The organism is Kitasatospora sp. NPDC004745 (assembly GCF_042873275.1).
Classification (GTDB): domain Bacteria; phylum Actinomycetota; class Actinomycetes; order Streptomycetales; family Streptomycetaceae; genus Kitasatospora.
Genome location: NZ_JBIALK010000010.1, coordinates 139620 through 163268 on the forward strand (window position 1 = coordinate 139620; position 23649 = coordinate 163268).

The 23649-nt window shown below is 70.7% G+C and carries 25 protein-coding genes and 1 pseudogene; 11 read left to right on the forward strand and 15 right to left on the reverse strand.

What is annotated here, in order from left to right; genetic code table 11:
• Positions 1 to 281 precede the first annotated feature (281 nt).
• From ACFYUY_RS18895 to ACFYUY_RS18930, 8 genes are read right to left on the reverse strand one after another with little or no spacing between them, the layout of a single operon-like run.
• On the reverse strand, positions 282 to 668 hold the full coding sequence (locus ACFYUY_RS18895; protein ID WP_363365260.1) for a metal-sulfur cluster assembly factor: 387 nt from the start codon (positions 666 to 668) through the stop codon (positions 282 to 284).
• A 21-nt stretch (positions 669 to 689) separates the two neighbouring features.
• The gene (gene sufU / locus ACFYUY_RS18900) at positions 690 to 1142 is read right to left on the reverse strand and encodes a Fe-S cluster assembly sulfur transfer protein SufU (protein WP_360222691.1); all 453 of its coding nucleotides are present in this window, start codon (positions 1140 to 1142) and stop codon (positions 690 to 692) included.
• Positions 1143 to 1158: 16 nt separating this feature from the next.
• Positions 1159 to 2418: a cysteine desulfurase gene (locus ACFYUY_RS18905; protein ID WP_360222688.1), complete on the reverse strand. Its 1260-nt coding sequence runs from the start codon at positions 2416 to 2418 to the stop codon at positions 1159 to 1161.
• A complete protein-coding gene (gene sufC / locus ACFYUY_RS18910; RefSeq protein ID WP_360222685.1) occupies positions 2415 to 3179 on the reverse strand; it encodes a Fe-S cluster assembly ATPase SufC in 765 nt (254 codons plus the stop codon). Before sufC ends, ACFYUY_RS18905 begins: the two co-directional genes overlap by 4 nt.
• Positions 3180 to 3185: 6 nt before the next feature.
• On the reverse strand, positions 3186 to 3503 hold the full coding sequence (locus ACFYUY_RS18915) for a bifunctional 3-phenylpropionate/cinnamic acid dioxygenase ferredoxin subunit (protein ID WP_360222682.1): 318 nt from the start codon (positions 3501 to 3503) through the stop codon (positions 3186 to 3188).
• Positions 3504 to 3508: 5 nt separating this feature from the next.
• Positions 3509 to 4756 carry a Fe-S cluster assembly protein SufD gene (gene sufD / locus ACFYUY_RS18920; RefSeq protein WP_360222679.1) on the reverse strand — a complete coding sequence of 416 codons (1248 nt, stop codon included), beginning with the start codon at positions 4754 to 4756 and terminating at the stop codon, positions 3509 to 3511.
• A 56-nt stretch (positions 4757 to 4812) separates the two neighbouring features.
• Positions 4813 to 6228, reverse strand: a complete 1416-nt coding sequence (sufB, locus tag ACFYUY_RS18925; protein ID WP_360222676.1) for a Fe-S cluster assembly protein SufB — start codon at positions 6226 to 6228, stop codon at positions 4813 to 4815.
• A gap of 9 nt (positions 6229 to 6237) precedes the next feature.
• Positions 6238 to 7080: a helix-turn-helix transcriptional regulator gene (locus tag ACFYUY_RS18930; RefSeq protein ID WP_387901883.1), complete on the reverse strand. Its 843-nt coding sequence runs from the start codon at positions 7078 to 7080 to the stop codon at positions 6238 to 6240.
• Positions 7081 to 7244: 164 nt separating this feature from the next.
• Between ACFYUY_RS18930 and ACFYUY_RS18935 the strand changes: the two genes are divergently transcribed.
• Together ACFYUY_RS18935 and ACFYUY_RS18940 are read left to right on the forward strand one after the other, a co-directional pair.
• Positions 7245 to 8171: an ABC transporter ATP-binding protein gene (locus ACFYUY_RS18935; protein ID WP_360222673.1), complete on the forward strand. Its 927-nt coding sequence runs from the start codon at positions 7245 to 7247 to the stop codon at positions 8169 to 8171.
• Positions 8172 to 8248: 77 nt separating this feature from the next.
• Positions 8249 to 8968, forward strand: a complete 720-nt coding sequence (locus ACFYUY_RS18940; RefSeq protein ID WP_360222697.1) for an ABC transporter permease — start codon at positions 8249 to 8251, stop codon at positions 8966 to 8968.
• Positions 8969 to 9146: 178 nt separating this feature from the next.
• Here the strand turns inward: ACFYUY_RS18940 and ACFYUY_RS18945 are convergent, their stop codons facing one another.
• Both ACFYUY_RS18945 and ACFYUY_RS18950 read right to left on the reverse strand, forming a co-directional pair.
• A complete protein-coding gene (locus tag ACFYUY_RS18945) occupies positions 9147 to 9884 on the reverse strand; it encodes an LAETG motif-containing sortase-dependent surface protein (RefSeq protein ID WP_387901787.1) in 738 nt (245 codons plus the stop codon).
• Positions 9885 to 10227: 343 nt separating this feature from the next.
• Positions 10228 to 11622, reverse strand: a complete 1395-nt coding sequence (locus ACFYUY_RS18950; RefSeq protein ID WP_360222667.1) for a choice-of-anchor A family protein — start codon at positions 11620 to 11622, stop codon at positions 10228 to 10230.
• Positions 11623 to 11922: 300 nt separating this feature from the next.
• Here ACFYUY_RS18950 and ACFYUY_RS18955 point away from each other — a divergent pair, with 300 nt between their 5' ends.
• The gene (locus tag ACFYUY_RS18955) at positions 11923 to 12873 is read left to right on the forward strand and encodes a heme A synthase (protein WP_387901886.1); all 951 of its coding nucleotides are present in this window, start codon (positions 11923 to 11925) and stop codon (positions 12871 to 12873) included.
• A gap of 60 nt (positions 12874 to 12933) precedes the next feature.
• Here ACFYUY_RS18955 and ACFYUY_RS18960 read toward each other — a convergent pair.
• The 3 genes and pseudogenes from ACFYUY_RS18960 to ACFYUY_RS18970 form a co-directional block, all read right to left on the reverse strand.
• Positions 12934 to 13277, reverse strand: a pseudogene (locus tag ACFYUY_RS18960) (NUDIX hydrolase).
• Positions 13278 to 13315: 38 nt separating this feature from the next.
• Entirely contained in the window at positions 13316 to 13870 is a 555-nt protein-coding gene (locus ACFYUY_RS18965; RefSeq protein ID WP_387901790.1) for a flavoprotein, read from the reverse strand.
• Positions 13867 to 15141 (reverse strand): helix-turn-helix domain-containing protein, encoded by a 1275-nt coding sequence (locus tag ACFYUY_RS18970; protein ID WP_387901793.1) that lies wholly within the window; start codon positions 15139 to 15141, stop codon positions 13867 to 13869. Before ACFYUY_RS18970 ends, ACFYUY_RS18965 begins: the two co-directional genes overlap by 4 nt.
• A gap of 181 nt (positions 15142 to 15322) precedes the next feature.
• Here ACFYUY_RS18970 and ACFYUY_RS18975 point away from each other — a divergent pair, with 181 nt between their 5' ends.
• The 6 genes from ACFYUY_RS18975 to ACFYUY_RS19000 all read left to right on the forward strand — a co-directional run bounded on the left by ACFYUY_RS18975 (position 15323) and on the right by ACFYUY_RS19000 (position 18766).
• Entirely contained in the window at positions 15323 to 15793 is a 471-nt protein-coding gene (locus tag ACFYUY_RS18975) for an ATP-binding protein (protein ID WP_387901796.1), read from the forward strand.
• Positions 15790 to 15948, forward strand: a complete 159-nt coding sequence (locus ACFYUY_RS18980) for a hypothetical protein (protein WP_387901799.1) — start codon at positions 15790 to 15792, stop codon at positions 15946 to 15948. Before ACFYUY_RS18975 ends, ACFYUY_RS18980 begins: the two co-directional genes overlap by 4 nt.
• A gap of 21 nt (positions 15949 to 15969) precedes the next feature.
• Entirely contained in the window at positions 15970 to 17112 is a 1143-nt protein-coding gene (gene amcB / locus ACFYUY_RS18985; protein WP_387901802.1) for a cyclophane-forming radical SAM peptide maturase AmcB, read from the forward strand.
• The gene (amcA, locus tag ACFYUY_RS18990) at positions 17109 to 17279 is read left to right on the forward strand and encodes a multiple cyclophane-containing RiPP AmcA (RefSeq protein WP_387901805.1); all 171 of its coding nucleotides are present in this window, start codon (positions 17109 to 17111) and stop codon (positions 17277 to 17279) included. The genes amcB and amcA overlap by 4 nt, the downstream gene beginning before the upstream one ends.
• A 66-nt stretch (positions 17280 to 17345) precedes the next feature.
• Positions 17346 to 18035: a pentapeptide repeat-containing protein gene (locus tag ACFYUY_RS18995; protein ID WP_387901808.1), complete on the forward strand. Its 690-nt coding sequence runs from the start codon at positions 17346 to 17348 to the stop codon at positions 18033 to 18035.
• Between the two features lie 23 nt (positions 18036 to 18058).
• Positions 18059 to 18766 carry a hypothetical protein gene (locus ACFYUY_RS19000; RefSeq protein WP_387901811.1) on the forward strand — a complete coding sequence of 236 codons (708 nt, stop codon included), beginning with the start codon at positions 18059 to 18061 and terminating at the stop codon, positions 18764 to 18766.
• Positions 18767 to 18891: 125 nt separating this feature from the next.
• On the opposite strand, the gene ACFYUY_RS19005 is transcribed toward ACFYUY_RS19000, so the two are convergent.
• On the reverse strand, positions 18892 to 19230 hold the full coding sequence (locus tag ACFYUY_RS19005; RefSeq protein WP_360216062.1) for a hypothetical protein: 339 nt from the start codon (positions 19228 to 19230) through the stop codon (positions 18892 to 18894).
• Between the two features lie 72 nt (positions 19231 to 19302).
• On the opposite strand from ACFYUY_RS19005, the gene ACFYUY_RS19010 reads away from it, so the two are divergent.
• A complete protein-coding gene (locus ACFYUY_RS19010; protein WP_387901814.1) occupies positions 19303 to 19944 on the forward strand; it encodes a DUF2461 domain-containing protein in 642 nt (213 codons plus the stop codon).
• 120 nt (positions 19945 to 20064) lie between these two features.
• On the opposite strand, the gene ACFYUY_RS19015 is transcribed toward ACFYUY_RS19010, so the two are convergent.
• Positions 20065 to 21012, reverse strand: coding sequence for a heme o synthase (locus ACFYUY_RS19015; protein ID WP_360216056.1), 948 nt, complete (start codon positions 21010 to 21012; stop codon positions 20065 to 20067).
• Positions 21013 to 21475: 463 nt separating this feature from the next.
• On the opposite strand from ACFYUY_RS19015, the gene tkt reads away from it, so the two are divergent.
• Entirely contained in the window at positions 21476 to 23575 is a 2100-nt protein-coding gene (tkt, locus tag ACFYUY_RS19020) for a transketolase (protein ID WP_360216053.1), read from the forward strand.
• The last annotated feature ends 74 nt before the right edge of the window (positions 23576 to 23649 follow it).

Sequence of the window (23649 nt, forward strand, 5' to 3'; positions counted from 1 at the left end):
GTTCAATGTCCAGGTAGGCCTGTACCGGTTCGAACAGCCCGTAGGGCTCGTATTCGGGGATCTCTGCAGTCCCACCGGCCCGAAGGGGCACCCGCAGGAGCACGCGGCGAGGCCCGGGGCGGGCACCCGCCGACAGGCGGGTGGGGGGTGGCCGGTGGGGAACGGCGGTGAACCTGCTCAACGAAGCAGATCACGCGCGGGTGTTCACCCCGGAAACGCCGCTGCCGCGCGAACCCCGGGGGGGGTTCGCGCGGCAGCGGAACGACGATCGACCGGTGACCTCAGACGTTGAAGCCGAGGGCCCGCAGCTGCTCGCGGCCGTCGTCGGTGATCTTGTCGGGGCCCCACGGCGGCATCCAGACCCAGTTGATGCGCAGGTCCTTCACCAGGCCGTCGGTGGCGGTCCGGGCCTGGTCCTCGATGACGTCGGTCAGCGGGCAGGCCGCCGAGGTGAGCGTCATGTCGATGGTGGCCACGTCGTCCTCGTCGATGTGGACGCCGTAGATCAGGCCCAGGTTGACGACGTCGATGCCCAGTTCGGGGTCGACGACGTCCATCAGGGCCTCGGTCAGGTCCTCGACGGAGACGGTGCCGGCGGTGGTGCCGACGATGCCGCCCTGGGCCTCCTCCGCAGCGGGGGCCGGGGCGCCGGTGGTTTCGTCACTCATGGTCTGTCCTCCTCTGCGGGTTCAGTCGTTCACGGCGGGGTGCTGGGCGAGCGCCTGGGCGGTGGCGTCCTTCCAGGCCATCCAGCTGAGCAGGGCGCACTTGACCCGGGCCGGGTACTTGGAGACGCCGGCGAACGCGACCGCGTCCTCCAGCACCTCCTCGTCGCCCTCGCCCTGGCCCTTGCTCTGCATCAGCTCCAGGAAGGCCTCCTGGACGGCCTGCGCCTCGCCGACGGTCCGGCCGACGACCAGGTCGTTCAGCACCGAGGCGCTGGCCTGGCTGATCGAGCAGCCCTGGGACTCGTAGGAGACGTCGACGACGGTCGAGCCGTCCAGCTTCACCCGCAGGGTGATCTCGTCACCGCAGGTCGGGTTGACGTGGTGCACCTCGGCGTCGCCGTCCCGCAGCCCCTTGCCGTGGGGGTTGCGGTAGTGGTCCAGGATGATGTCCTGGTACATCGAGTCGAGCTTCATGTCCTGGGCCGTCCCGTCAGCCGAAGAAGTTCCGGACGTGGTGCAGGCCGTCGATCAGCGCGTCGACCTCGCCCGGCGTCGAGTACAGGTAGAACGACGCCCGCGTGGTCGCCGGAATTCCGTACCGCAGGCAGACCGGCCGCGCGCAGTGGTGGCCGACGCGCACGGCGATGCCCTGCTCGTCCAGCACCTGGCCCACGTCGTGCGGGTGGATGTCCCCGAGCGTGAAGGAGATCGCCGCACCGCGGTCGACGGCCGTGCGCGGGCCGATGATCCGCAGGTCGGGGACCTCGAGCAGGCGCTCGACGGCGTACTCGGTGATCGCGTGCTCGTGGGCGGCGATCTTCTCCATGCCGATGCCGGACAGGTAGTCGATGGCCGCGCCGAGCCCGACCGCCTGGGCGATCGGCGGGGTGCCGGCCTCGAACTTGTGCGGCGCCGGGGCGTAGGTGGACGAGCCCATGGTGACGGTCTCGATCATCTCGCCGCCGCCGAGGAACGGCGGGAGGTCCTCCAGCAGCTCCTGGCGGCCCCAGAGCACGCCGATGCCGGTCGGGGCCAGCATCTTGTGGCCGGTGAAGGCGACGAAGTCGGCCTCCAGCGCCTGGACGTCGAGCACCATGTGCGGCGCGGCCTGCGAGGCGTCGATGACGACCAGCGCGCCGACCGACTGGGCCTTGCGGACGATCGTCTCGACCGGGTTGACGGTGCCGAGCAGGTTGGAGACCAGGGTGAAGGAGACCACCTTGGTCTTCTCGGTGATCAGCTCGTCGATGTTCGACAGGTCGAGCCGGCCCTCGTCGGTGAGCCCGAACCACTTCAGCTTCGCGCCGCTGCGCTGCGAGAGCAGCTGCCACGGGACGATGTTGGAGTGGTGCTCCATCTCCGTGATGACGATCTCGGAGTCGGCGTCCACCCGGTACGGCTCGTCGGCCCAGGCCAGCATGTTGGCGACGAGGTTGAGCGACTCCGAGGCGTTCTTGGTGAAGATCACCTCGTTGCGGCTCGGCGCGTTGACGAAGGCCGCGACCTTGTCCCGGGCGCCCTCGTACAGCGCGGTGGCCTCCTCGGCGAGCACGTGCACGCCGCGGTGGACGTTGGCGTTGTGCCGCTCGTAGTAGGCGTTGAGCGCCTCCAGCACCTGGCGCGGCTTCTGCGACGTCGCCGCGTTGTCCAGGTAGACCAGCGGCTTGTCGTCGTGCAGCAGCCGCTGCAGGACCGGGAAGTCCTTCCGGATCGCGTCGGTGTCGAGCAGACCCGTGAACGCGTGCGTCACGCGGACGCGCCCCCCTTCACATAAGCCTCGTAGCCCTCGTTCTCCAGCTTGTCGGCCAGCTCGGCACCGCCGGACTCGACGATGCGGCCGCCCGCGAAGACGTGGACGTAGTCGGGCTTGATGTACCGCAGGATGCGGGTGTAGTGGGTCACCAGCAGGGTGCCGACCTCGCCGGTCGAGCGGACCCGGTTGATGCCCTCGGAGACGATCCGCAGCGCGTCGACGTCGAGGCCGGAGTCGGTCTCGTCGAGGATCGCGATCTTCGGCTTGAGGAGCTCCAGCTGGAGGATCTCGTGGCGCTTCTTCTCGCCGCCGGAGAAGCCCTCGTTGACGTTGCGCTCGGCGAACGCCGGGTCCATCTGGAGGGCCGACATCGCCTCCTTGACCTCCTTGACCCACAGCCGCAGCTTGGGGGCCTCGCCGCGGACGGCGGTGGCGGCGGTGCGCAGGAAGTTGCTGACCGAGACGCCGGGGACCTCGACCGGGTACTGCATGGCCAGGAAGACGCCGGCCTTGGCGCGCTCGTCGACGGACATCTCGAGGACGTCCTCGCCGTCCAGCAGCACGGTGCCGCCGGTGACGGTGTACTTGGGGTGGCCGGCCAGCGAGTAGGCGAGGGTGGACTTGCCGGAGCCGTTCGGACCCATGATGGCGTGGGTCTCGCCCTGCTTCACGGTCAGGTCGACGCCCTTCAGGATCTCGCGCGGGCCGTTCTCGGCGTCGACGGAGACGTGCAGGTCGCGGATTTCAAGGGTTGCCATGTGTACTCAGGACTCCTGGTTGACGGAGACGAGCACATCGTCCCCTTCGATCTTTACGGGGTAGACAGCGACCGGCTTGGTGGCGGGCAGGCCGGAGGGCTTGCCGGTGCGCAGGTCGAAGCTGGAGCCGTGCAGCCAGCACTCGATCATGCAGTCCTCGACCTCACCCTCGGCGAGCGAGACGTTCGCGTGCGAGCAGGTGTCGTTGATCGCGAACACCCCCTCGTCGGTGCGGACGATGGACACCGGCACGCCGTTGAGGTCCACGCGCTTGGGCACGTCCTCCTGGAGGTCGTTCAGCGCGCAGGCACGGAGAAACGTCATGGGTGTCAGACCGCCGATTCCAGCTCGGACTCGATCTTCTCCATGAGCTGCTCCTGCACCTCGGCGACGCCGATCTGCTGGAGCAGCTCGGCGAAGAAGCCGCGCACCACCAGGCGGCGGGCCTCGTCGGCCGGGATGCCGCGGGCCTGCAGGTAGAAGAGCTGCTCGTCGTCGAAGCGGCCGGTCGCCGAGGCGTGGCCGGCGCCGACGATCTCGCCGGTCTCGATCTCCAGGTTCGGGATCGAGTCGACCCGGGCGCCGTCGGTGAGCACCAGGTTCCGGTTGAGCTCGTAGGTGTCGGTGCCGAGCGCGGCGGCACGGATCAGCACGTCGCCGACCCAGACGGCGTGCGCGTCCTGGCCCTGCAGCGCGCCCTTGTAGGCCACGTTCGACCGGCAGTGCGGCGTGTCGTGGTCGATCACCAGGCGGTGCTCCAGGTGCTGGCCGGCGTCGGCGAAGTAGAGGCCGAACAGCTCGGCCTCGCCGCCGGGGGCCGCGTAGTTGACCCGCGGGTGGAGGCGGACGAGGTCCCCGCCGAAGGTCACCACGACGGACTTGTACGAGGCGTCCCGGCCGACCAGCGCGTTGTGCTGGGCGACGTGGACGGCGTCGCGGTCCCAGTCCTGGACCGAGACGAAGGTGAGCTTGGCGCCGTCGCCGACCAGCAGCTCGACGTTGGCGGCCCGGGTGCCGGTGCCGGCGTGGTTGATCACCACGACGGCCTCGGCGAACGGCTTGACGTCGATCACCACGTGGGCGAAGCGGACGCCGCCCTCGCCGCGGACGTCGATCTTGACCGGCTCGGTGAGCACCGCGTCCTTGGGGACGGTGACCACGAGCGCCTGCTCGAACCCGCTGAACGCCTGCGCGGCGACCCGGTCGACCGGGGTGCCGGCCTTGCCCAGGCGGGCGTCGTCGCGCCCGACGGTCTCGGCGGTGACGCCGTCCGGGAGCACGAACTCGACCTTGTCGCTGCCCTGCTCGGCCTGGGCCGCGGTGCCGTCGTGCAGCCCGCCGAGGCGGTGCAGCGGGGTGAACCGCCAGTCCTCCTCGCGGCCGGTGGGCACCGGGAAGTCGTTGACGTCGAAGGACGGCTTGACCGCGACGCGCGCGTCGATCGGCTGCTTGACCGTGCTGCGGCCGGTGCCCGGGCCGGCGAGCTGCGCGCCGGCGCCGGCGGTGCCGACCTCGATCGAGCCGGCGGTGGTGGAGCCGGGGGTGTTCGCGGGGACATTCAGGGGCGTGTCAGCCATGGCTGTTCGTCGTGCTCTCTTCCTCGAAAAGTCGGTGGGGCGGTCTGCGGCGGACGTCAGCCGACCGCACCCTCCATCTGCAGCTCGATCAGCCGGTTGAGCTCCAGCGCGTACTCCATCGGCAGCTCGCGCGCGATCGGCTCGACGAAGCCGCGCACGATCATGGCCATCGCCTCGGTCTCGGTGAGGCCGCGGCTCATCAGGTAGAACAGCTGGTCCTCGCTGACCTTGGAGACCGTCGCCTCGTGGCCCATGGACACGTCGTCCTCGCGGACGTCCACGTACGGGTAGGTGTCCGAGCGGGAGACGGTGTCGACGAGCAGCGCGTCGCACAGCACGTTGGACTTGGCGCCGTGCGAGCCCTCGCCGATCTCGATCAGGCCGCGGTAGGAGGTCCGGCCGCCGCCGCGCGCCACCGACTTGGAGACGATGTGCGAGGAGGTGTTCGGCGCCATGTGCACCATCTTGGCGCCGGCGTCCTGGTGCTGGCCCTCGCCCGCGAAGGCGATCGACAGGGTCTCGCCCTTGGCGTGCTCGCCCATCAGGTAGACGGCCGGGTACTTCATGGTGACCTTGGAACCGATGTTGCCGTCGATCCACTCCATGGTCGCGCCCTCGTACGCCACGGCGCGCTTGGTGACCAGGTTGTAGACGTTGTTCGACCAGTTCTGGATCGTCGTGTAGCGGCAGCGGCCGCCCTTCTTGACGATGATCTCCACGACCGCGGAGTGCAGCGAGTCGGAGGAGTAGATCGGCGCGGTGCAGCCCTCGACGTAGTGGACGTAGGCGTCCTCGTCGACGATGATCAGCGTCCGCTCGAACTGGCCCATGTTCTCGGTGTTGATCCGGAAGTAGGCCTGCAGCGGGATGTCGACCCGCACGCCCTTCGGCACGTAGATGAACGAGCCGCCGGACCACACCGCGGTGTTCAGCGCGGCGAACTTGTTGTCGCCGGCCGGGATGACGGTGCCGAAGTACTCGTGGAACAGCTCCGGGTGCTCGCGCAGCGCGGTGTCGGTGTCCAGGAAGATGACGCCCTGCTCCTCCAGGTCCTCACGGATCTGGTGGTAGACGACCTCGGACTCGTACTGGGCGGCGACACCGGCGACGAGGCGCTGCTTCTCGGCCTCCGGGATGCCCAGCTTGTCGTAGGTGGCCTTGATGTCGGCGGGCAGGTCCTCCCAGGACTCGGCCTGCTTCTCGGTGGAGCGGACGAAGTACTTGATGTTGTCGAAGTCGATGCCGGTGAGGTCGGAGCCCCAGGTCGGCATGGGCTTCTTGCCGAAGAGCTTCAGGCCCTTGAGGCGCAGGTTGAGCATCCACTCGGACTCGTTCTTCTTCGCCGAGATGTCGCGGACGACGTCCTCGCTGAGCCCGCGCTTGGCCGCGGCACCGGCGGTGTCCGGGTCGGCCCAGCCGTACTCGTAATTGCCGAGGCCTTCGAGCTCGGGGTGCGAAACGGTGTCAGTCATGCGAGCTTCCTAACGCGCGGACGCTGAATCTTCGGTGGACGTACCGGCAGTCGGCACTGCATCGGAGCCGTGGCCCGCGGAACGCTGGGCGGGCGACGATGCGGCACCGGGTGCCGGCACATAGGTGGTGCAGACCCCGTCGCCGTGGGCGATGGTGGCCAGCCGTTGCACATGGGTGCCCAGGAGCTGGGAGAAGACCTCGGTCTCCGCCTCGCAGAGCTGCGGGAACTGCTCGGCGATGTGCGCGACCGGGCAGTGGTGCTGGCAGAGCTGGGTGCCCGCCGGGGCCTTCGCCACGGCCGACGGGACCCGCCGCACCGTGGCAGCGTACCCGTCGGCGCTCAGGGCCTGGGCGAGGGCCTCGGCCCGCTCCCCGGCCCCGGCGCTCCGCACGGCCTCCAGGTACCTCTCGCCCTGCTTGCCGAACCGGGCCCGGGCGAAGGCGGCGACCGCCTCCTCGCCGGCGGTGCCGCCGCCGACCGAGTCGGAGATCCAGCGCAGGGCGTCGGCGGCCAGCTGGTCGTACGCCTGGTAGAAGGCGTCCCGGCCGCCGTCGGTGAGGGCGAAGACCTTGGCCGGACGGCCCCGGCCGCGGCTGCCGTAGACCCGCTGTTCGCGGGACTCGACCAGGCCGGCGGCGGCGAGCCCGTCCAGGTGACGGCGGACGGCGGCGGCGGTGAGGCCGAGGCGGCTCGCCAGGTCGGCGGCCGAGGAGGGGCCGTGGTCCAGGATCGACCGGGCGACCCGGTCGCGGGTGGCCCGGTGGCCGTCCAGCAGCACCTCGGCGGCCGTCACGGGCACGTCACAGCCGGGGGCCGACTCGGCCTCCTGCTGGGTGGCGTGCTCGCGCATGTTTTTCACAACACCAGTGTTGCGTAATTACTTCCGACAGGACAAGCCGTGATCCAGGCCTCACCCGTGTCATCTGTCACGCAGGTAAGCCTTACCTGACCTGGGAAAACGATCGCCGAGGGCGGCGTGGGGGCCGGGCGTTCGGCCCTCTTACACTCGCCGGTATGCATTCCGAACCCGCGGTCCAGATCGCCGGGCTGGTCAAGCGCTACGGTGACAAGGCCGCGGTGGACGGCCTCGACCTCACCATCGCGGCCGGCGCGATCACCGCCGTCCTCGGCCCCAACGGCGCCGGCAAGACCACCACCATCGAGACCTGCGAGGGCTACCGCCGGCCCGACGCCGGCACCGTCCGCGTCCTCGGCCTCGACCCGGTCGCCCAGAACGCCGCCCTGCGCCCGCGGATCGGCGTCATGCTGCAGTCCGGCGGCGTGTACGCGGGCGCGCGCGCCGTCGAGATGCTGCGGCACACCGCCAGGCTGCACGCCCACCCGCTGGACGTCGACGCGCTGGTCGAACGGCTCGGCCTGGGCTCCTGCGGCCGCACCACCTACCGCCGGCTGTCCGGCGGCCAGCAGCAGCGGCTCGCGCTGGCCATGGCCGTGGTCGGCCGCCCCGAACTGGTCTTCCTCGACGAGCCCACCGCCGGCCTCGACCCGCAGGCCCGGCACGCCACCTGGGAGCTGGTCCGCGACCTGCGCCGGGACGGCGTCACCGTGGTCGTCACCACCCACCACATGGACGAGGCCGAGCAGCTCGCCGACCAGGTGGCCGTCGTCGACCGCGGCCGGGTGATCGCCACCGGCAGCCCCGACGAACTGTGCCGCGGCGGCTCCGAGAACGCGCTCTGCTTCGACGGCCCGCCCGGGCTCGACCTCGGCCCGCTGCTCAAGGAGCTGCCCGAAGGCGCCACCGCCGTCGAGACCGGCCCCGGCGCCTACCGCGTCGAGGCGGCCGTCGACCCCCAGCTGCTGGCCACCGTCACCGGCTGGTGCGCGGCCTCCGGCATCCTGCCCGAGCGGCTGTCCGTGCGGCGCCGCAGCCTCGAAGACGTCTTCCTCGACCTGACCGGACGGGACCTCCGCTCGTGAGCACGACCGACGTGACCGGCGCCCGCGCGGCCGCCACCGACTACTCCCCCGCGCCCGGTCCGGCCCCGGTCGGCCGGATGCTGCTCGCCCAGACCGCCTTCGAGACCAGGATGCTGCTGCGCAACGGTGAGCAGCTGCTGCTCACCGTGGTCATCCCGACCGTGCTGCTGGTGCTGTTCTCGGCCGTGGACATCGTCGCGGTGGAGGGCCCCGGCGAGCGGGTCGACTTCCTGGCCCCCGGCCTGCTGGCGCTCGCCGTGATGTCCACGGCCTTCACCGGCCAGGCCATCGCCACCGGGTTCGAGCGCCGCTACGGCGTGCTGAAGCGGCTCGGCGCCAGCCCGCTGCCGCGCTGGGCGCTGCTGACCGCGAAGACCGGTTGCGTGCTGGTCACCGAGGCGCTGCAGGTCGCGCTGCTGTCGGTGATCGCGCTGGCGCTCGGCTGGTCCCCGCAGGGCGACCCGCTGAGCGTCGCCGCGCTGCTGGTCCTCGGCACCGCCGCCTTCTCCGGGCTCGGGCTGCTGATGGCCGGCACGCTGAAGGCCGAGGCCACCCTGGCCGCCGCGAACCTGGTGTTCGTCCTGCTGCTGCTGGCCGGCGGGGTGGTCGTGCCGCTGAGCCGGTTCCCGGACGCCGTGCGGTCGGTGCTGGAGCTGCTGCCGATCTCCGCGCTCTCGGACGGCCTGCGCTCGGTGCTGCAGCACGGGGCCGGGGTGCCGTGGTCGGACCTCGGGCTGCTGGCCGGCTGGTCGGTGCTCGGACTGGCCGCCGCCGCCCGGTTCTTCCGCTGGGAGTAGGGCCCGCTTCTCCGGCGGGGAGCAGGGTCCGCCCGCTTCTCCGGCGGGGAGCAGGGTCCGCCCGCTTCCCCCGCGACGACACGCGACCGCCCCCCGGCCAGGCTGGCCGGGGGGCGGTCCGCTGTCCGCCGTCCGCCGTCAGCGGTGAGCCGTCAGCAGTGAGCGGTTCGCGAGGGCGTCAGCCCTGGCTGCCGTTGCGGCGCTTGCGGGCCAGCAGGACGAGCGCGCCACCGACCAGCAGCACGCCGCCGCCGGCCGCCGCGATCATCGGGGTGGCGTCGTTGCTACCGGTCTGCGCGAGCACCGGGCCGTTGGTGGTGGGCACCGGGACGGGGGCCGCGGTGGTGGTCCGGCTCGGGGTCGGCGTGGCCGACGGGCTCGGGGTGGCCGACGGGCTGCTGCTCGGGGTGGTGGGCGGCACGGTCGGCGTCGGAGTCGGCGTGGGGGTCACCGTCGGCGTCGGGGTCGGCGTCGGGGTGGTGGTCTTGGTGGGCGTGGGCGTGGGCGTCGGCGTCGGCGTGGGAGTCGGCGTCGGCGTCGGCGTGTGGCACGGCTCGATCGTCTTGGTCTCGTCGAGGTTCCAACCCTTCTCGTTGGGCGTCTCCGTGGTCTTCACCACGAGGGTCGCCTTGATCGGGGCGGAGTGGTCCTTCACCGGGAAGGTGCCGTGGAACTCCTTGGGGAACGTCTTGTCCAGCACCTTCTCGCCGTCGATGGTGAGGCTGACGGTGTTCGTCACGCCGGCCTTGTCGCTGTAGTTGATCAGGTCGACCACGACCTTGTCGCAGGTCACCTTCCAAGTCGGCACGTGGGCCGAGGCGTTGCCGGCCAGAGCCAGGGGCAGGAGAAAACCGGCCGTCGCCGTACCGGCGAGTGCCGCCGCCCCGATCCCGATGTGCCGCCGCTGTCGCGCCATTACGCTGTTCCCCTCCGAACGGTCTTGTGCAGCAGGCGTGTTGAGTGGATCGCGGTGGCCCGCTACGACTGTCCGGGGGACTCTACCGGCACTTCCGCACCTCACCACACCCCGCCGCACGACCGGATTTCGTCTGTCGGTCCGATCCCTGATGTGCATGACCAGCCCATCACAGCCGCCACCTCGCAGAACGCGGAATCGGCGGACTTGAATGAACTTCGTCACCTCCAGACAGAACGGCGCCCGCGGTGATCGGGTTCAGTCACCGCGGGCGCCGGGCCGGGACCGCTCCGGAATCCCCGCGGGCGGGGATTCCGGGGCCCTGGTGCCGGTCGACGAACGGTCAGGCCTTCCGGGCCGCCCGCCGCCGGGTGGCGACGACGATCCCGCCGCCGGCCGCGAGCACCAGCGCACCGCCGATCGCCAGCGGAAGGACCGGGCCGGAGCCGGTGTGCGCGAGGTTGCCGCCCGCGTCGGTCCGCGGGGACGGGCTGCCCGACGCGGAGGCCTGGACGGCCGGCGCACCCGCCGTACCCGTGGCCGACGGGGCGGCCGGGCTGCCGCTCGCACCGGGCTTGCCGCCCGCCGGGGCGGACGACGTGGCCGAGGGGCTCGCCGAGCCGCCGGGGGCGGTCGGGGTGCCCGACGCGCCGGGGGTGGCGCTCGCGCTCGGCGCGGTGGTCGCCGACGGCGACCCGCTCGGCACCACCGGCGGCACGGTGGGCGTGGCGGTCGGCGTCGGGAGGACGGCCGGCAGGCAGCCGGTGAAGGGGTAGTGGTGCGTCTCCGCGCCCGCCGTGCCGGTCAGCGAGGCGACGATGACCGACCCGTTGACCGGGGCCCCGCCGGACGGCTTCCCCCCGTTGACCCCGGGGGTGTTCAGGGAGAGCGCGGCGTTCGGCGCCAGGACGGTACCGGCCCAGGCGGTGTCGCCCTTCTTGGTCACCTTGGTCGCGGTGGGGAAGTTCCAGAGCAGCTTGGCCCGGATCGCGCCGCCGGCCGCGCTCTGGCTCTTGTCGTCCAGGACGAAGGCCGACTTGCCCTCGTCCCAGAGGAAGAACCCGCTCGTCCCGGCGGCCGCCATGTCGTAGGAGCCACCGGTCACGTTGACGACGGCCACCGAGCCGACGGGCACCTTGACGTAGACCTCCTTGGCGCCCTGCAGCTTCGCGGCGTCGACGGTGAAGGCGTTGTACGCGGCGTCGGCGCCGGTGAGGGTGAGCTTGACGCCCTCGGCCCGCACGGTGGCACCGGCGGTCTGCGGGGCGGCGGCCAGCGCGGTCGAGGCGGCGCGCAGCTTGGCGAACTCGGCCTTGAAGTCGATCGGCGAGGCGCCCTGGGTGATAGCGCCCTGGTGCGCCTGGACGACGGCGCCCTCGGCCTTGGCACCGTAGACGCCGTTGCCCTTCATGACCTGGGTGTTGTGGCCGGTGATCCGGCCGGCGACGACCAGCGCGTTCTTGCCGGGCAGGGCGTCCACCTCGGCGGCGGAGAGCTCCTGACCGACCGAGAAGCCGCCGGTGAAGTCGGCGTTGCCGCCGACGGCGACGGCGCCCTCGGCGTCGGGGGTGTGGGTGTCGTCGCCCTCGACGAACTCGCCGTAGAGGTTGGCGACGCCGAGGCTGCGGCACTCCTGGGCGGGGGCGGGGCCGGCGGCGTGGGCGGCCGGGGCGGCGAGACCGGCCAGGGCGAGCGAACCGCCGACCGCGAGCGCGGCGGCGGACGTGGGTATGCGCATGTGCAGAATCTCCGCTTGCGTGCGGGCGTCGATGGGAGAGGCCCGAAATGGTATGGACCAAAGCCGCACTCTCTCGACCCCGACCGCAATTGGTCAAGACCATTGCACGCCGTGACCGGAATGCACCTTCTGTCCCGCGTGTCTCGGTCTGCGTGTCGCCGGCCCCGCCCGACACGGCACCCCACCGACGCCGCGCGCCGCCCCCGCCCCGCCCCAAGATCGCCTGTAAGGCCGCCTACGATTGACCCCGTGCCTAACCCCTTCTCCCTGCTCGCCGACCGCTGGCAGCCCTCCGCCGCGATGGTCCGGCGCGCCGCGTTCGCCGCGCTGGTGATGAGCGTGGTGATCGTCGTCACCGGCGGCGCCGTCCGCCTCACCGCCTCCGGCCTCGGCTGCACCACCTGGCCCCGCTGCACCGACGAGAGCCTGACGCCGACCGCCGAGATGGGCTTCCACGGCGTCGTCGAGTTCACCAACCGGATGCTCACCTACGTGCTGAGCGCCGCGGTCGGCTGGGCCATCCTGGCCGCCCGCTGCCTCCCCTGGCCTTCGGCCGGGGGGACCTCCAAGCCCTGGCGGAACAGCCTGACCAGGCTCGGCTGGGCGCAGTTCTGGCTGGTGATGAGCAACGCGGTGCTCGGCGGCATCACCGTGCTGACGGGCCTGAACCCGTACACGGTGGCGCTGCACATGATCGCCGCGATGGCGCTGGTCTGGGTCGCACTGCTGATGTGGGAGCGGAGCAAGGAGGGCGACGGCCCGGCGAAGCTGTCGGTCGCCCGCCCGATCCACCGGCTGTCCTACGTCCTGGTGGCGGTCGTCGGCCTGCTGGTCGCCGCCGGCACCCTGGTCACCGGCGCCGGCCACCACCCGGGCACGCCGAAGGACAACAAGATCGTCCCGCGGATCCCGATCGACTACGACAGGCTGGCCCAGTTCCACGCCGACTTCGCCTTCGTGTCGGTGGGCCTGACCATCGCGCTGATCTTCGTCCTCGCCGCCGTCAAGGCCCCGCCCGCGGCCAAGGCCCGCACGAAGGAACTGCTGGCGGTGCTGCTGCTCCAGGGCGTGCTGGGCTTCGTCCAGTACTTCACCGACGCCCCCGAGCTCATGGTCGGCCTCCACATGCTCGGCGCGAGCCTCACCTGGATCGCCGCCCTGAGGATCCCCCTCGCCCTGCGCGTGCGGGAGGCCGAGGAGACCGCGGCCGCCACCCCGGCCCCGCGGACCCCCGAGACCGCCACCGCCTGAGCAGAAGCAGGACCCACGCCGAAGGCCCCCATCCGAGCGGGATGGGGGCCTTCGCCGTCATCACAGCAGCCGTCGGCCGTCATGGGTACGGATCATCGCCGCCGCGTCGTCCCGAAGCGCATCCAGGACCCGGACGGCATGGACCTCGGCCATGCGCTTGGACACCTCGTCCGGCACGAGCCAGCCGATTCCGATGGACTCGTCCGAAAGCTGTTCCGCCCCGCCCTACAGTCGACAGCGGAAGACGAGGGCCACGATCCCCCGGCTCACGTTCTTATAGATCCAGCTCCAGCACACCACCCGGCGGCTCCCAAGCCCCGTTGTCGGCCCGCCGAATCGCCAGCACCCGCCCGTTGCTCCCGCACCACCACCCCCGCGACGGACACCGAGTGGAATGACGGCATCCCGACCTGATGCGCATCTCGCTCCCCGGCATCGCTCGTCACGTGCTCCACCCGGAAAGGCTGCCGAAGGTAGGACGAAGCAGGTCGAGGACGTGGGTCCAGTTGTACGTGTCGCGGCCTCCGCCGGACTTGGGCTGGTGTGGCACATAGTCGCCGATCATGACGTCCATCGAGCGCAGTCGGGCCAGGCTCTCCGCATAGGCCGGGTGGGCGGCCTGGGCGGAGTTGACGTAGGGCTGGACAGCAACGGGGATGCCGAGCCCGTACGCCTCGCAGAGGATGCCGAGCGCGAGCGTGTCGGAGATCCCGGCGGCCCACTTGTTGACGGTGTTGAACGTCGCTGGGACTACCGCGATGGCGTCTGCTGGGGGCAGCGGTTGCGGATGGCTCGGCGTGCGCCACGCCGAGCGGATCGGATAGCCGGTCTGGGCCTCGACGGCCCCCTGGTCCATGAAGCCGAGAGCGCTGGGGGTAGCGATCACACCGACCTTCCAGCCCTCGGCATGGGCTGCGGCGATCAGCTCACCCACGCCGTCAGCAATTCCCGAAGCGCAGACGACGACGTAGAGGAACGGCGCGTGGTTCTCAGTCAAATCCGAACTCCCAACTCATGACAGAAACGGCGGAGTTCCGGGACACTACCGCGCCGGTCCCGCGCGGCCATGTCGCCGACCAGTTCCAGCACGCTGGGGCGCCGACGAATGTCCTCAGAAGCACAGCTCTCCGCGATCCTGAGTGCTTGGTATCCCTCAGCCAACCTGCCTTGTTGGTTGTAGGCCCGTGCAGCATCCACCCAGAGCGCGGCCCGCCGCTCCGGAACGGGGATGCGGCGCCTCATTAGGGGTTGAGCGGCGTCCAGGGCTGCGCCGGCGTCACCCAGAACCACAGCTGAGCTGACCGCATGCAGTGCGACGTTGGTGGGACTGAAGTTCGCCCAGGAATTCGGGCCGTCGAGGGCAACGTAGCGCGCGACACTCCGGGCTTCGGCAAGAAGCTCCGCTGCGGTTGCCCGGTCGCCACCTACGCTTGCCGCGGTCACGCCACGGAGGAGCATGAGCCCGAATGCCGCAAGGTACTGGGGCGATCTCCCGTCATAGCCGCCGCCGAGTCGGTCTGCAGTGTGATGAACAAGGCTGATGGCGGGTGCGGTATGCCGATCTCGCGCAAGAACGTGGACCTGGACGCGAACGCTGGAAGCCATCACCACCGGATCACAGCTCCGCTCGGCCTCAGCCATCGCCCTGCCGGCCGCGAGCCAGGCATTGCCCTGATCGCCGAATTTGAGCAAAAGGCTCACAGCGGTTTGATAGGCCGTCGCAAGCATGCCGGAGAGATTCTGATCGTCACCTCGAGCCGCGCTCTGAGCCTGCCGGAGGTCCGCGATCAGCTGTGGCAGAGACGCTTCGAGTTCAGCATACCGGCAGGAGTAGAAGTGTTTGCGGGCCTGAGACAGCCGAGCTGAGAGTGCCGACGACGACTGCAGTGGACGATCGGAGAGTACTGGCCCGGGCAAGAGTTGCTGGACGAGCTCCGTCGCCGCGCGGGGCGGCCCTGGTGGGACTGCGAGCGCAGCAATGCTCGCGGCCAGGAAGTTGCGGCGGTGCATGTCGTCCGTCCTGCTGCGTGTACTGATGGGAGAGGCAAGCCCGAGATTTCCCGGAGGAATCCCGAGCGCAGCTGCAACCGCTCTTAGGACGCCCATATCTTGCGTTCCTTTGCCACTCTCGAGCCGACTGATCTTCGACTGGTGGTAGCCCAACTCGGAAGCCACATCTGCCTGAGACCGGCCGCTTAGCACTCGCGCCCGGCGAATCACTTCGCCGGGCGCGACTTCCGCGGAGCGCCCCTTGGCCATCCACGACATGGATCCTCCTGCTGGCACCCGTCACACCCGATATGCCGAGCGTAGCCGCGCGATGGCAAGCAGTGATGCACGATCCGCATGAATCATGCGCAGTGGGCTCGGAGCCCAGACACCTGGCCGCGAAGTGCAGTTGCCTATTCGTGTCAGCAGCCATGCCCTCAGTCGCCAAGGAGAAGCGCCGATGACCCTCCTCTCGAACGTTGTGAGAGGCGACGCCGTGCTCCAACAGGGCCCGGCTGCGAGCGTCCACCGACATGCCGAGCTGGCAACCATCCGCCTGCCCTACCGGCCCGAGTCGGTGGGTGCCGCCCGCAGCTTCGTGCGGGCGAAGCTGCGGGAATGGGGGCTGGACGACCTGGTGGACGACGCCGTCGTCATCGTCAGCGAACTGGTCACCAACGCGGTCAGGACCGGCTGCCAGACCCGCATGCTCGTCGGCGTCCGCCGGCCGACCGACCACACCGTCCGCATCCTCGTCGGTGACGGCTCCCGCTCGATGCCCGTGATGGTCCAGGCCCGGCCCGACGCCACGTCGGGCCGGGGCCTGGCGATGGTCCACCGGCTCACCCGCGGGCGCTGGGGCGTCACACCCCTCCCGTTCGGCAAGGTCGTCCACGCCGACCTCACGACGCCCGCCGCCAACCCCCGGTGAACCACCAACCACCGCAGCCCGGTTCCGACTTCGACGACACGCCCCCACCCCCGGCCCCCGACCCCACCCGGGTCTGGGCCGCCTACGGGGTGTCCGCCGCAGCCTGCCTGCACCTCATCGCCGCGGCCCTGGTCCTGGTCAACCGCGCCCGCTGAACCCCGACGAGAGGCCACCTGATGAACGAACCGCGCCGCTACGATCGCCGCCTCGCCCGGAGGCCGCAAACCGTGGTCGTCCAGCCGACCAGCTTCTGCAACCTCGACTGCACCTATTGCTACCTGCCGCACCGTGACCGGCGGAACCACATGACCGTCGAGGTCGCGAGCGCCGTGGCCGACTCGCTCGCCGAGTTCGCCGGCCGCGACCCGGACCGGCCCCTGGACGTCGTCTGGCATGCCGGTGAGCCGCTGACTCTGGGCGTGCGCCGCTTCGCCGAGCTGCTCGCCCCGTTCGAGCCGTTGCGACGGGCCGGCCTGGTGCATCACTACGTACAGACCAACGCCACGCTGGTCACCGACGCCTGGTGCGACTTCCTCACCGCACACCGGTTCCGCGTGGGCGTCAGCATCGACGGCCCGGCCACCCTCAACGCCCAACGCATCGACCGCAGGGGCAAAGCTGCCTTCGACCGCATCGTGAAAGGCATCGCCCGACTGCGTGCGGCAGGCATCGCCTTCTCGGTGATCGCCGTGGTCACGACGGACAGCATCGGCCACCCCGAGGAACTCCTCGAATTCCTCGCCAGGCTCGGATGTCACAGCATCGGCATCAACATCGAGGAGGCCGAGGGGATCAGCCTCACCCGGCCGCTGCCCACCATCGAACAGGCAGGACGGTTCTGGCGCCGCACCATCGCCTGGAGCCGCCTCAACCCCGCCCCTTCCGTGCGCGAGCTCGCCCGCCTCGGTGATTACCTCCACACCCTGCGGACGGGCGAGCAGGCCGACAGGAGCGCGTTCCTGATCGATCCCATCCCCACCATCTCGACCACCGGCGACGTGGTGCTGCTCTCGCCCGAACTCGCGGGCGTCTCCGCACCCGACTACGACGACTTCCGAGCCGGAAACGTCCTACGGCAGTCGCTGGCGTCCATGCTCGACGACGCCGACCGGCTGAGGTACGTGGACGAGTTCCTCACCGGCTTGGAGAGGTGCGAGGCCACCTGCCAGTTCTTCGACTTCTGCCGAGGAGCGCAAGCCGGCAATCGCTACTTCGAGAACGGCCGCCTGGACACCACCGAAACGAACTACTGCCGGGTGTCACGGCAGGCCCTGATCACCGCCCTGTCCGATACCGTCCGAGAGGAACGAGCAGCATGACCGTGCTCGAAATGCTGGCCACCGTCGATACCCCCGTCATCGAGGGCCTCACCGCCGGCCGCTCGCACGACCCCGTGGTCGCCAAGTTCGACAACCGGCCGACCTGGGACAACAACGGGCCCAAGTTCGACAACCGGCCGACCTGGGACAACTGGAACAAGAAGTAGTCCCACTGCCGGGCGGCCCGCACCCAGTGGGCGGGCCGCCCGGTCCCCACGGAAACGGAGCTGACCATGGACAGCCGCACCTTCGGCCGCGTCACCGTGGCCCTGCCCAACCTCGACGAGACGGGCGCCTACCTGTCCAACGTCTCGTCCCTGGAGACCGGCCGAGGCATCGTCCAGGACTTCCGGTACGCGGACGCCGACCTGCGCGACCTCGCTCTGTCCGACACCCGGCTCATCACAGGCCGCATCATCGGCTTGCGCGCCTCGCGCGTCGAGTTCAGCGCGATGCGGTTGGACTCCGTCGACTTCGACGGCTGTGACCTCGGGTCCGCCGACTGGCGTGACAGCAAGCTCTCCCGCGTCGCCTTCCGCAACTGCAAACTGATGGGTGCGACCCTCACAGGCCTGACCATCGACAGCGTCCTGTTCGAGAACTGCAAACTCGACTACGCGACCCTCGACAACGTGCGGGCCACCGGCCCGGTCGCCTTCTCCACATGCACCCTGTCCGAGGCCGTCTTCACCAACTGCGACCTGGGCAGGGTCGTCCTCGACGGCTGCACCCTCCGGCTCACCGAGTTCGGGCGTGGCAGGTACCAGGGTCTGGACCTCCGCGGCAACGACCTCTCCGCCCTGCGCGGCGCGGCGCACCTGGCCAGGGTCGTCATCGATCGCCCGCAGCGGGCGGAACTCGCCGAGGCCCTGGTGGCCGAGCTGGACGTGACGTACGGGGACACGCTCGACGACGGCCGATAGCCCGATCCCGAGGAGGACTCGGCATGCACCTGCGCATCGCGTTCCACGACTTCTCCGCCCTGCAGGCGCGGTGCGAAGTCAGCGGTGTCCGAACCGCCCGGAGCGAGCCCGGGTACGAGAACGGCGCCGTCGTCCCGACCGGCGCCTGGCAGCCGCTCGGCGACACGCTCGCCTCCCGCCTACGAGCGACCGACCGGACCAGCGCCAGCCGCGTGGTCGAGACCGTCGAACTCCGGGACACCGACACCACCGAGATGCTTCCCGGCCTTCTCGGCGACCCCGAAGCCGTCTGCCTCGGCCGGGCAGCCAGCCCGGCCGAGGCACTCACTACCACCCGTAATCACCAGGACGGCCGACGGATCGGCCTGCACGTCGACAACTGGGACAAGCTGCCGTACCGCGAGAAGCACCGGGGCCGGCGACGACTCTGCCTCAACCTCGGCCCGGGCACCCGGTACATCCTGCTCGGCGATGTCGACATCCAGGCCATCTGTCGCACCGTCCACAACGACCACGAACGTCAGTACCCGCACACCGACGATCTTCGAAGCTACGTCGCCCGCCACGAGCCGCTGCGATGTTTCCGCATCCGCCTCGCACCGGGCGAGGGCTACATCGCCCCGACCGAGCTCATGCCACACGACGGCTCCACCGAGGACCAGCCGGAGCCGTCCACCGCGGCGTTCTGGCTCGGCCGATGGCCCCGAGGAGTCCTGCCGAGCCTGATCTGAGCAATGCCGGAGCACCGGTCCGGCCGGGCGTGGCGGGCGGTGTCCGGCCAGGCCCGGGCACCGCGCGCGGCGGCCCGGTTCCCCCGGGTGGGGGAACCGGGCCGCCGGTGTCGTGGGGGCGGGGCTCAGCCGCCGAGCTGGATGCCGGCCATCCGCTTCCACTCGTAGGAGCCGGTCTTCACCCTGAGGCCCAGCTCGCCCTCGAAGGAGTCGTGCAGGGTCAGGCCCGCGATCTCGACGGCCCGGCGGCCGACGGCGTAGCTGGGGGCGACCTGGTCGCCCCAGGCGCCGTCCGCGCCGACCACGGCGATCCGGGTGGCCACGGCGCCGACGTACTCGACGACCGCGTCGGCGCTGCCGCCGTGCTGCCGGGCGAAGCTGGTCAGGTTCTTGGCGATGCGCTTGGCGCGGCGCTCGGTGCGGGCGTCCGGCGCGGCGGCGGTGGCGGTCTCTGCGCTGCTCATGCCCGCATGCTACCCACCGGTAGTGGCCCTGGCGACGGGAGCGGCCTGTGCACCGGGCCACATACTGGAGGGGTGACGTTCCAAGGCTGGCCCGCCGAGGCGCTCGAGTTCTACGAGCACCTGGAGGCCGACAACTCGAAGACCTACTGGCAGGCCCACAAGGACCGGTACGAGGACGCCGTGCGGGCCCCGATGGAGCTGCTGCTCGCCGACCTGGAGCCCGAGTTCGGGCCCGCGAAGATCTTCCGCCCCAACCGGGACGTCCGGTTCAGCGCCGACAAGTCCCCGTACAAGACGCACATCGGCGCGCACCTGGAGGCCGGCGGCTACGTCCAGCTCTCCGCCGACGGCCTCGCCTGCGGCAACGGGATGTACCAGCTCGCCTCCGACCAGCTGGAGCGCTACCGCGCCGCCGTCGCCGAGGACGTGAGCGGCGCCGAGCTGGAGCGGGTGATCGCCGCGGTGGAGAAGGACGGCCCGCAGGTGTTCGGCCGGGACAGCCTCAAGTCCGCCCCGCGCGGCTACCCCAAGGACCACCCGAGGATCGAGCTGCTGCGCCACAAGGGCCTGGTGGCCTGGCAGGAGTGGGAGCCGGCGAAGTGGCTGGGCACCCGCTCCGCCTACACCCGGATCACCGCCTTCCTGCGCGCCTCCCAGCCGCTGAAGGACTGGCTGGACGAGCGCGTCGGCCCCTCCGGGCTGCCCGCCCGCTGAAACGCGAGAGCCACCGAAACGCGAGAGCCCCCCGAACGTGCGAGCCCCCGAAACGCGAGAGCCCCCCGAACGCCGAGGAGCCCCGGTCCACCGGACCGGGGCTCCTCCGCGCTGCGCGCGCTACTTCACGAACGGGTCGATCGCGCAGACCACGAACAGCAGCGACAGGTAGGTGATCGACCAGTGGAACAGCCGCATCTCCTTGAGCTTGGCACCCACCACCCCGGCCTTGGCCCGGGCGTACAGGGCGTGCGCCTCGCGCAGCCACGCCGCGCCCAGCACGACCGCCGCCACCGGGTACAGCCAGCTCATGTGCCCGAGCGGCCACAGGGCCAGCGAGACGGCCACCATCACCCAGGAGTAGGCGACGACCTGCTTGCCGACGGCCACGTTCCCCTTGACCACCGGCAGCATCGGCACGCCGGCCCGCAGGTAGTCGTCGCGCACCTTCATCGACAGCACCCAGGTGTGCGGCGGCGTCCAGAAGAACACCACCAGGAACAGCACGACCGCCGCCCAGGACACCGAGTTGGTGACGGAGGACCAGCCGACCAGCACCGGCATGCAGCCGGCGATGCCGCCCCAGACGATGTTCTGCGAGGTGCGCCGCTTCAGTCCGAGCGTGTAGACGAAGACGTAGAACAGCAGGGCGCCCAGCGCCAGGCCGGACGAGAGCCAGTTGACGCCGAAGCCCAGCAGCAGGGTCGACACGACGGCGAGGACGACGCCGAACACCAGCGCCTCGCGCGGCGACACCATGCCGGTGACGATCGGACGGCGCTCGGTGCGCGACATCACCGCGTCGATGTCACGGTCGATGTACATGTTGAGGGCGTTGGCGCCGCCCGCCGAGAGGTAGCCGCCGACCACGACCTTGAGCACCAGCAGCATGTTCGGGACGCCCTGCTGGGCCAGGAACATCACCGGCACGGTGCTCATCAGCAGCAGCTCGATGATCCGGGGCTTGGTCAGTGCGACGAACGCGCCGACACGGGCCCCGATCGGCCGGTGCGCAGGCGTCGCCCCGGTGACCCCGGCGGGACGGGTTTCGACGGCGGTCACTAACACCCCAACTGAAGATGAATCCTCGCAGGCGTCCACAGGAACGAAGGGTCCCGAAATCGTCCGCTCTGCGCGTACCACGACACCATAGACGTTCCATATCTCCCCACCGGCTCCGGGGTCCCCCGGCGAGGCCGAACGCACACCCCCGGGTGAACCGACTGGGTGAACCGACGAACCCGCTCCGGCGCGCCCGCGGTCCCCCGTCCTGACCACCTGGGCGGCAGTGGCCGACAAACCAGGAGACCCTTGGACATAAGCAGGCAGAACGCCCTGGTGGGAATCACCATACGGAATTCCCGGTTGTCTCAGCACGGAGGGTGAGCCCCGGCCCGGGCGGTAGGCTCGCACGCAGAAGCGGGATCTACCCTCCGTGACCGGCACCACCCAGTGTCGAGACCACAGCGCCGTGGCCGACCCGGTCCCCATTCACGGGGTCACTCTTCAATGGAAGGAGCCCTGAGACAGGGTGAGCACGACGCCGACGAACGCATTCGAGTGGTCCGAGCTGGATGAGCGCACGGTTGACACCGCGCGGGTCCTGGCCATGGACGCCGTCCAGAAGGTCGGCAACGGACACCCCGGGACGGCCATGTCGCTGGCCCCGGCCGCGTACCTGATCTTCCAGCGGTTCCTGCGCCACGACCCGACCGACCCGTCCTGGGTCGGCCGCGACCGGTTCGTCCTCTCCCCCGGGCACACCAGCCTGACCCTCTACACCCAGCTCTACCTGTCCGGCTACGGCCTGGAGCTGGACGACCTCAAGGCCTTCCGCGTCGCGGGCAGCCGCACTCCGGGGCACCCGGAGCACGGCCACACCGCGGGTGTGGAGACCACCACCGGCCCGCTCGGCCAGGGCATCGCCAACGCGGTGGGCATGGCGATGGCCGCCCGCTACGAGCGCGGCCTGTTCGACCCGGACGCCGCCGCCGGCGAGAGCCCCTTCGACCACACGATCTGGGCCATCGTCTCCGACGGCGACCTGGAGGAGGGCATCTCCGCCGAGGCCTCCTCGCTGGCCGGGCACCAGAAGCTGGGCAACCTGGTCGCCCTGTACGACGACAACCACATCTCGATCGAGGGCGACACCGAGACCGCCTTCTCCGAGGACGTCCTCAAGCGCTACGAGGCGTACGGCTGGCACGTCCAGCGGGTCGTCCCGAAGGCCAACGGCGACATCGACGTCGCCGCCCTGGCCGAGGCGCTGGACGCCGCGAAGGCCGAGACCTCCCGCCCGTCGATGATCGCTATGCGCACGATCATCGCCTGGCCGGCCCCGGACGCCCAGAACACCGCCAAGGCCCACGGCTCCGCGCTCGGCGCCGCCGAGATCGCCGCCACCAAGAAGGTCCTGGGCTTCGACCCGGAGAAGACCTTCGAGGTCGCCGACAAGGTGATCGAGCACGCCCGCCTGGTCATCAAGCGCGGCAAGGCCGCCCGCGACCAGTGGCAGCAGTCCTTCGAGGCGTGGCGCGCCGCCAACCCGCACCGCGCCGCCGAGTTCGACCGCATCCAGGCCGGCGAACTGCCCGAGGGCTGGAAGAAGACCGTCCCGTCCTTCCCCGCCGGCAAGGAGGTCGCCACCCGCAAGGCCTCCGGCGAGACCCTCAAGGCGATCGGCGCGGTGATCCCGGAGCTGTGGGGCGGCTCGGCCGACCTCGCGGAGTCCAACCTCACCACCATCGACGAGGAGAGCTCGTTCCTGCCCGAGGGCAACCCGCTGAAGAGCGCGAGCCCGTACGGCCGGACGATCCACTTCGGCATCCGCGAGCACGCCATGGGCTCCACCATGAACGGCATCGCGCTGCACGGGAAGACCCGCGTGTACGGCGGCACCTTCCTGGTCTTCGCCGACTACATGCGCCCGGCCGTGCGCCTGGCCGCGCTGATGAAGCTGCCGGTCACCTACGTCTGGACGCACGACTCGATCGGCCTGGGCGAGGACGGCCCGACCCACCAGCCGGTCGAGCACCTGGCCTCGCTGCGCGCCATCCCGGGCCTGGCCATGGTCCGCCCGGCCGACGCCAACGAGACCGCCGTCGCCTGGCGCACCGTGATCGAGCGGCAGACCAGCCACCCCGGCCCGGTCGGCCTGGCGCTCACCCGCCAGAACGTCCCGACCTTCGACCGCGAGGTCTTCGGCTCCGCCGAGGGCACCGCGAAGGGCGCGTACGTCCTGGCCGAGGCGTCCACCGGCGACCCGCAGGTGATCCTGCTGGGCACCGGTTCGGAGGTCCAGCTGGCGGTCAACGCCCGCGAGGTGCTGGAGGCCGAGGGCATCGCCACCCGGGTCGTCTCGGTCCCGTCGTTCGAGTGGTTCCAGGAGCAGGACCAGGCCTACCGCGACAGCGTGCTGCCGCCGTCGGTCAAGGCCCGCGTGTCGGTCGAGGCCGGCATCGCCCAGGGCTGGCGCGAGCTGGTCGGCGACCACGGCCGGATCGTCTCGCTGGAGCACTTCGGCGCCTCCGCCGACTACAAGGTGCTGTTCGAGGAGTTCGGCCTGACCGCCGAGCGCGTGGTGGCCGAGGCGCACAACGCCCTGCGCTCCCTCGAGGCCGTCAACCGCTGACGCGTTCCGGGCCGGGCCCGAGACCCGCACGTCGAAGGCCCGGCCCCTCTGACTACCCCACGAAGCAGAAGAAG

Bases quoted from the DNA above. Each gene is read 5' to 3' on its own strand.
- ACFYUY_RS18915 (WP_360222682.1), bottom strand. From the start codon at position 3,503: ATGACGTTTCTCCGTGCCTGCGCGCTGAACGACCTCCAGGAGGACGTG.
- ACFYUY_RS19005 (WP_360216062.1), bottom strand. From the start codon at position 19,230: ATGAGCAGCGCAGAGACCGCCACCGCCGCCGCGCCGGACGCCCGCACC.
- ACFYUY_RS18930 (WP_387901883.1), bottom strand. From the start codon at position 7,080: ATGCGCGAGCACGCCACCCAGCAGGAGGCCGAGTCGGCCCCCGGCTGT.
- ACFYUY_RS18895 (WP_363365260.1), bottom strand. From the start codon at position 668: ATGAGTGACGAAACCACCGGCGCCCCGGCCCCCGCTGCGGAGGAGGCC.
- ACFYUY_RS18975 (WP_387901796.1), top strand. From the start codon at position 15,323: ATGACCCTCCTCTCGAACGTTGTGAGAGGCGACGCCGTGCTCCAACAG.
- ACFYUY_RS19000 (WP_387901811.1), top strand. From the start codon at position 18,059: ATGCACCTGCGCATCGCGTTCCACGACTTCTCCGCCCTGCAGGCGCGG.
- amcB (WP_387901802.1), top strand. From the start codon at position 15,970: ATGAACGAACCGCGCCGCTACGATCGCCGCCTCGCCCGGAGGCCGCAA.
- ACFYUY_RS18935 (WP_360222673.1), top strand. From the start codon at position 7,245: ATGCATTCCGAACCCGCGGTCCAGATCGCCGGGCTGGTCAAGCGCTAC.
- ACFYUY_RS18970 (WP_387901793.1), bottom strand. From the start codon at position 15,141: ATGTCGTGGATGGCCAAGGGGCGCTCCGCGGAAGTCGCGCCCGGCGAA.
- sufU (WP_360222691.1), bottom strand. From the start codon at position 1,142: ATGAAGCTCGACTCGATGTACCAGGACATCATCCTGGACCACTACCGC.
- ACFYUY_RS18950 (WP_360222667.1), bottom strand. From the start codon at position 11,622: ATGCGCATACCCACGTCCGCCGCCGCGCTCGCGGTCGGCGGTTCGCTC.
- ACFYUY_RS18940 (WP_360222697.1), top strand. From the start codon at position 8,249: ATGCTGCTCGCCCAGACCGCCTTCGAGACCAGGATGCTGCTGCGCAAC.
- amcA (WP_387901805.1), top strand. From the start codon at position 17,109: ATGACCGTGCTCGAAATGCTGGCCACCGTCGATACCCCCGTCATCGAG.
- ACFYUY_RS18995 (WP_387901808.1), top strand. From the start codon at position 17,346: ATGGACAGCCGCACCTTCGGCCGCGTCACCGTGGCCCTGCCCAACCTC.
- ACFYUY_RS18955 (WP_387901886.1), top strand. From the start codon at position 11,923: ATGGTCCGGCGCGCCGCGTTCGCCGCGCTGGTGATGAGCGTGGTGATC.
- sufD (WP_360222679.1), bottom strand. From the start codon at position 4,756: ATGGCTGACACGCCCCTGAATGTCCCCGCGAACACCCCCGGCTCCACC.
- sufB (WP_360222676.1), bottom strand. From the start codon at position 6,228: ATGACTGACACCGTTTCGCACCCCGAGCTCGAAGGCCTCGGCAATTAC.
- sufC (WP_360222685.1), bottom strand. From the start codon at position 3,179: ATGGCAACCCTTGAAATCCGCGACCTGCACGTCTCCGTCGACGCCGAG.
- ACFYUY_RS18945 (WP_387901787.1), bottom strand. From the start codon at position 9,884: ATGGCGCGACAGCGGCGGCACATCGGGATCGGGGCGGCGGCACTCGCC.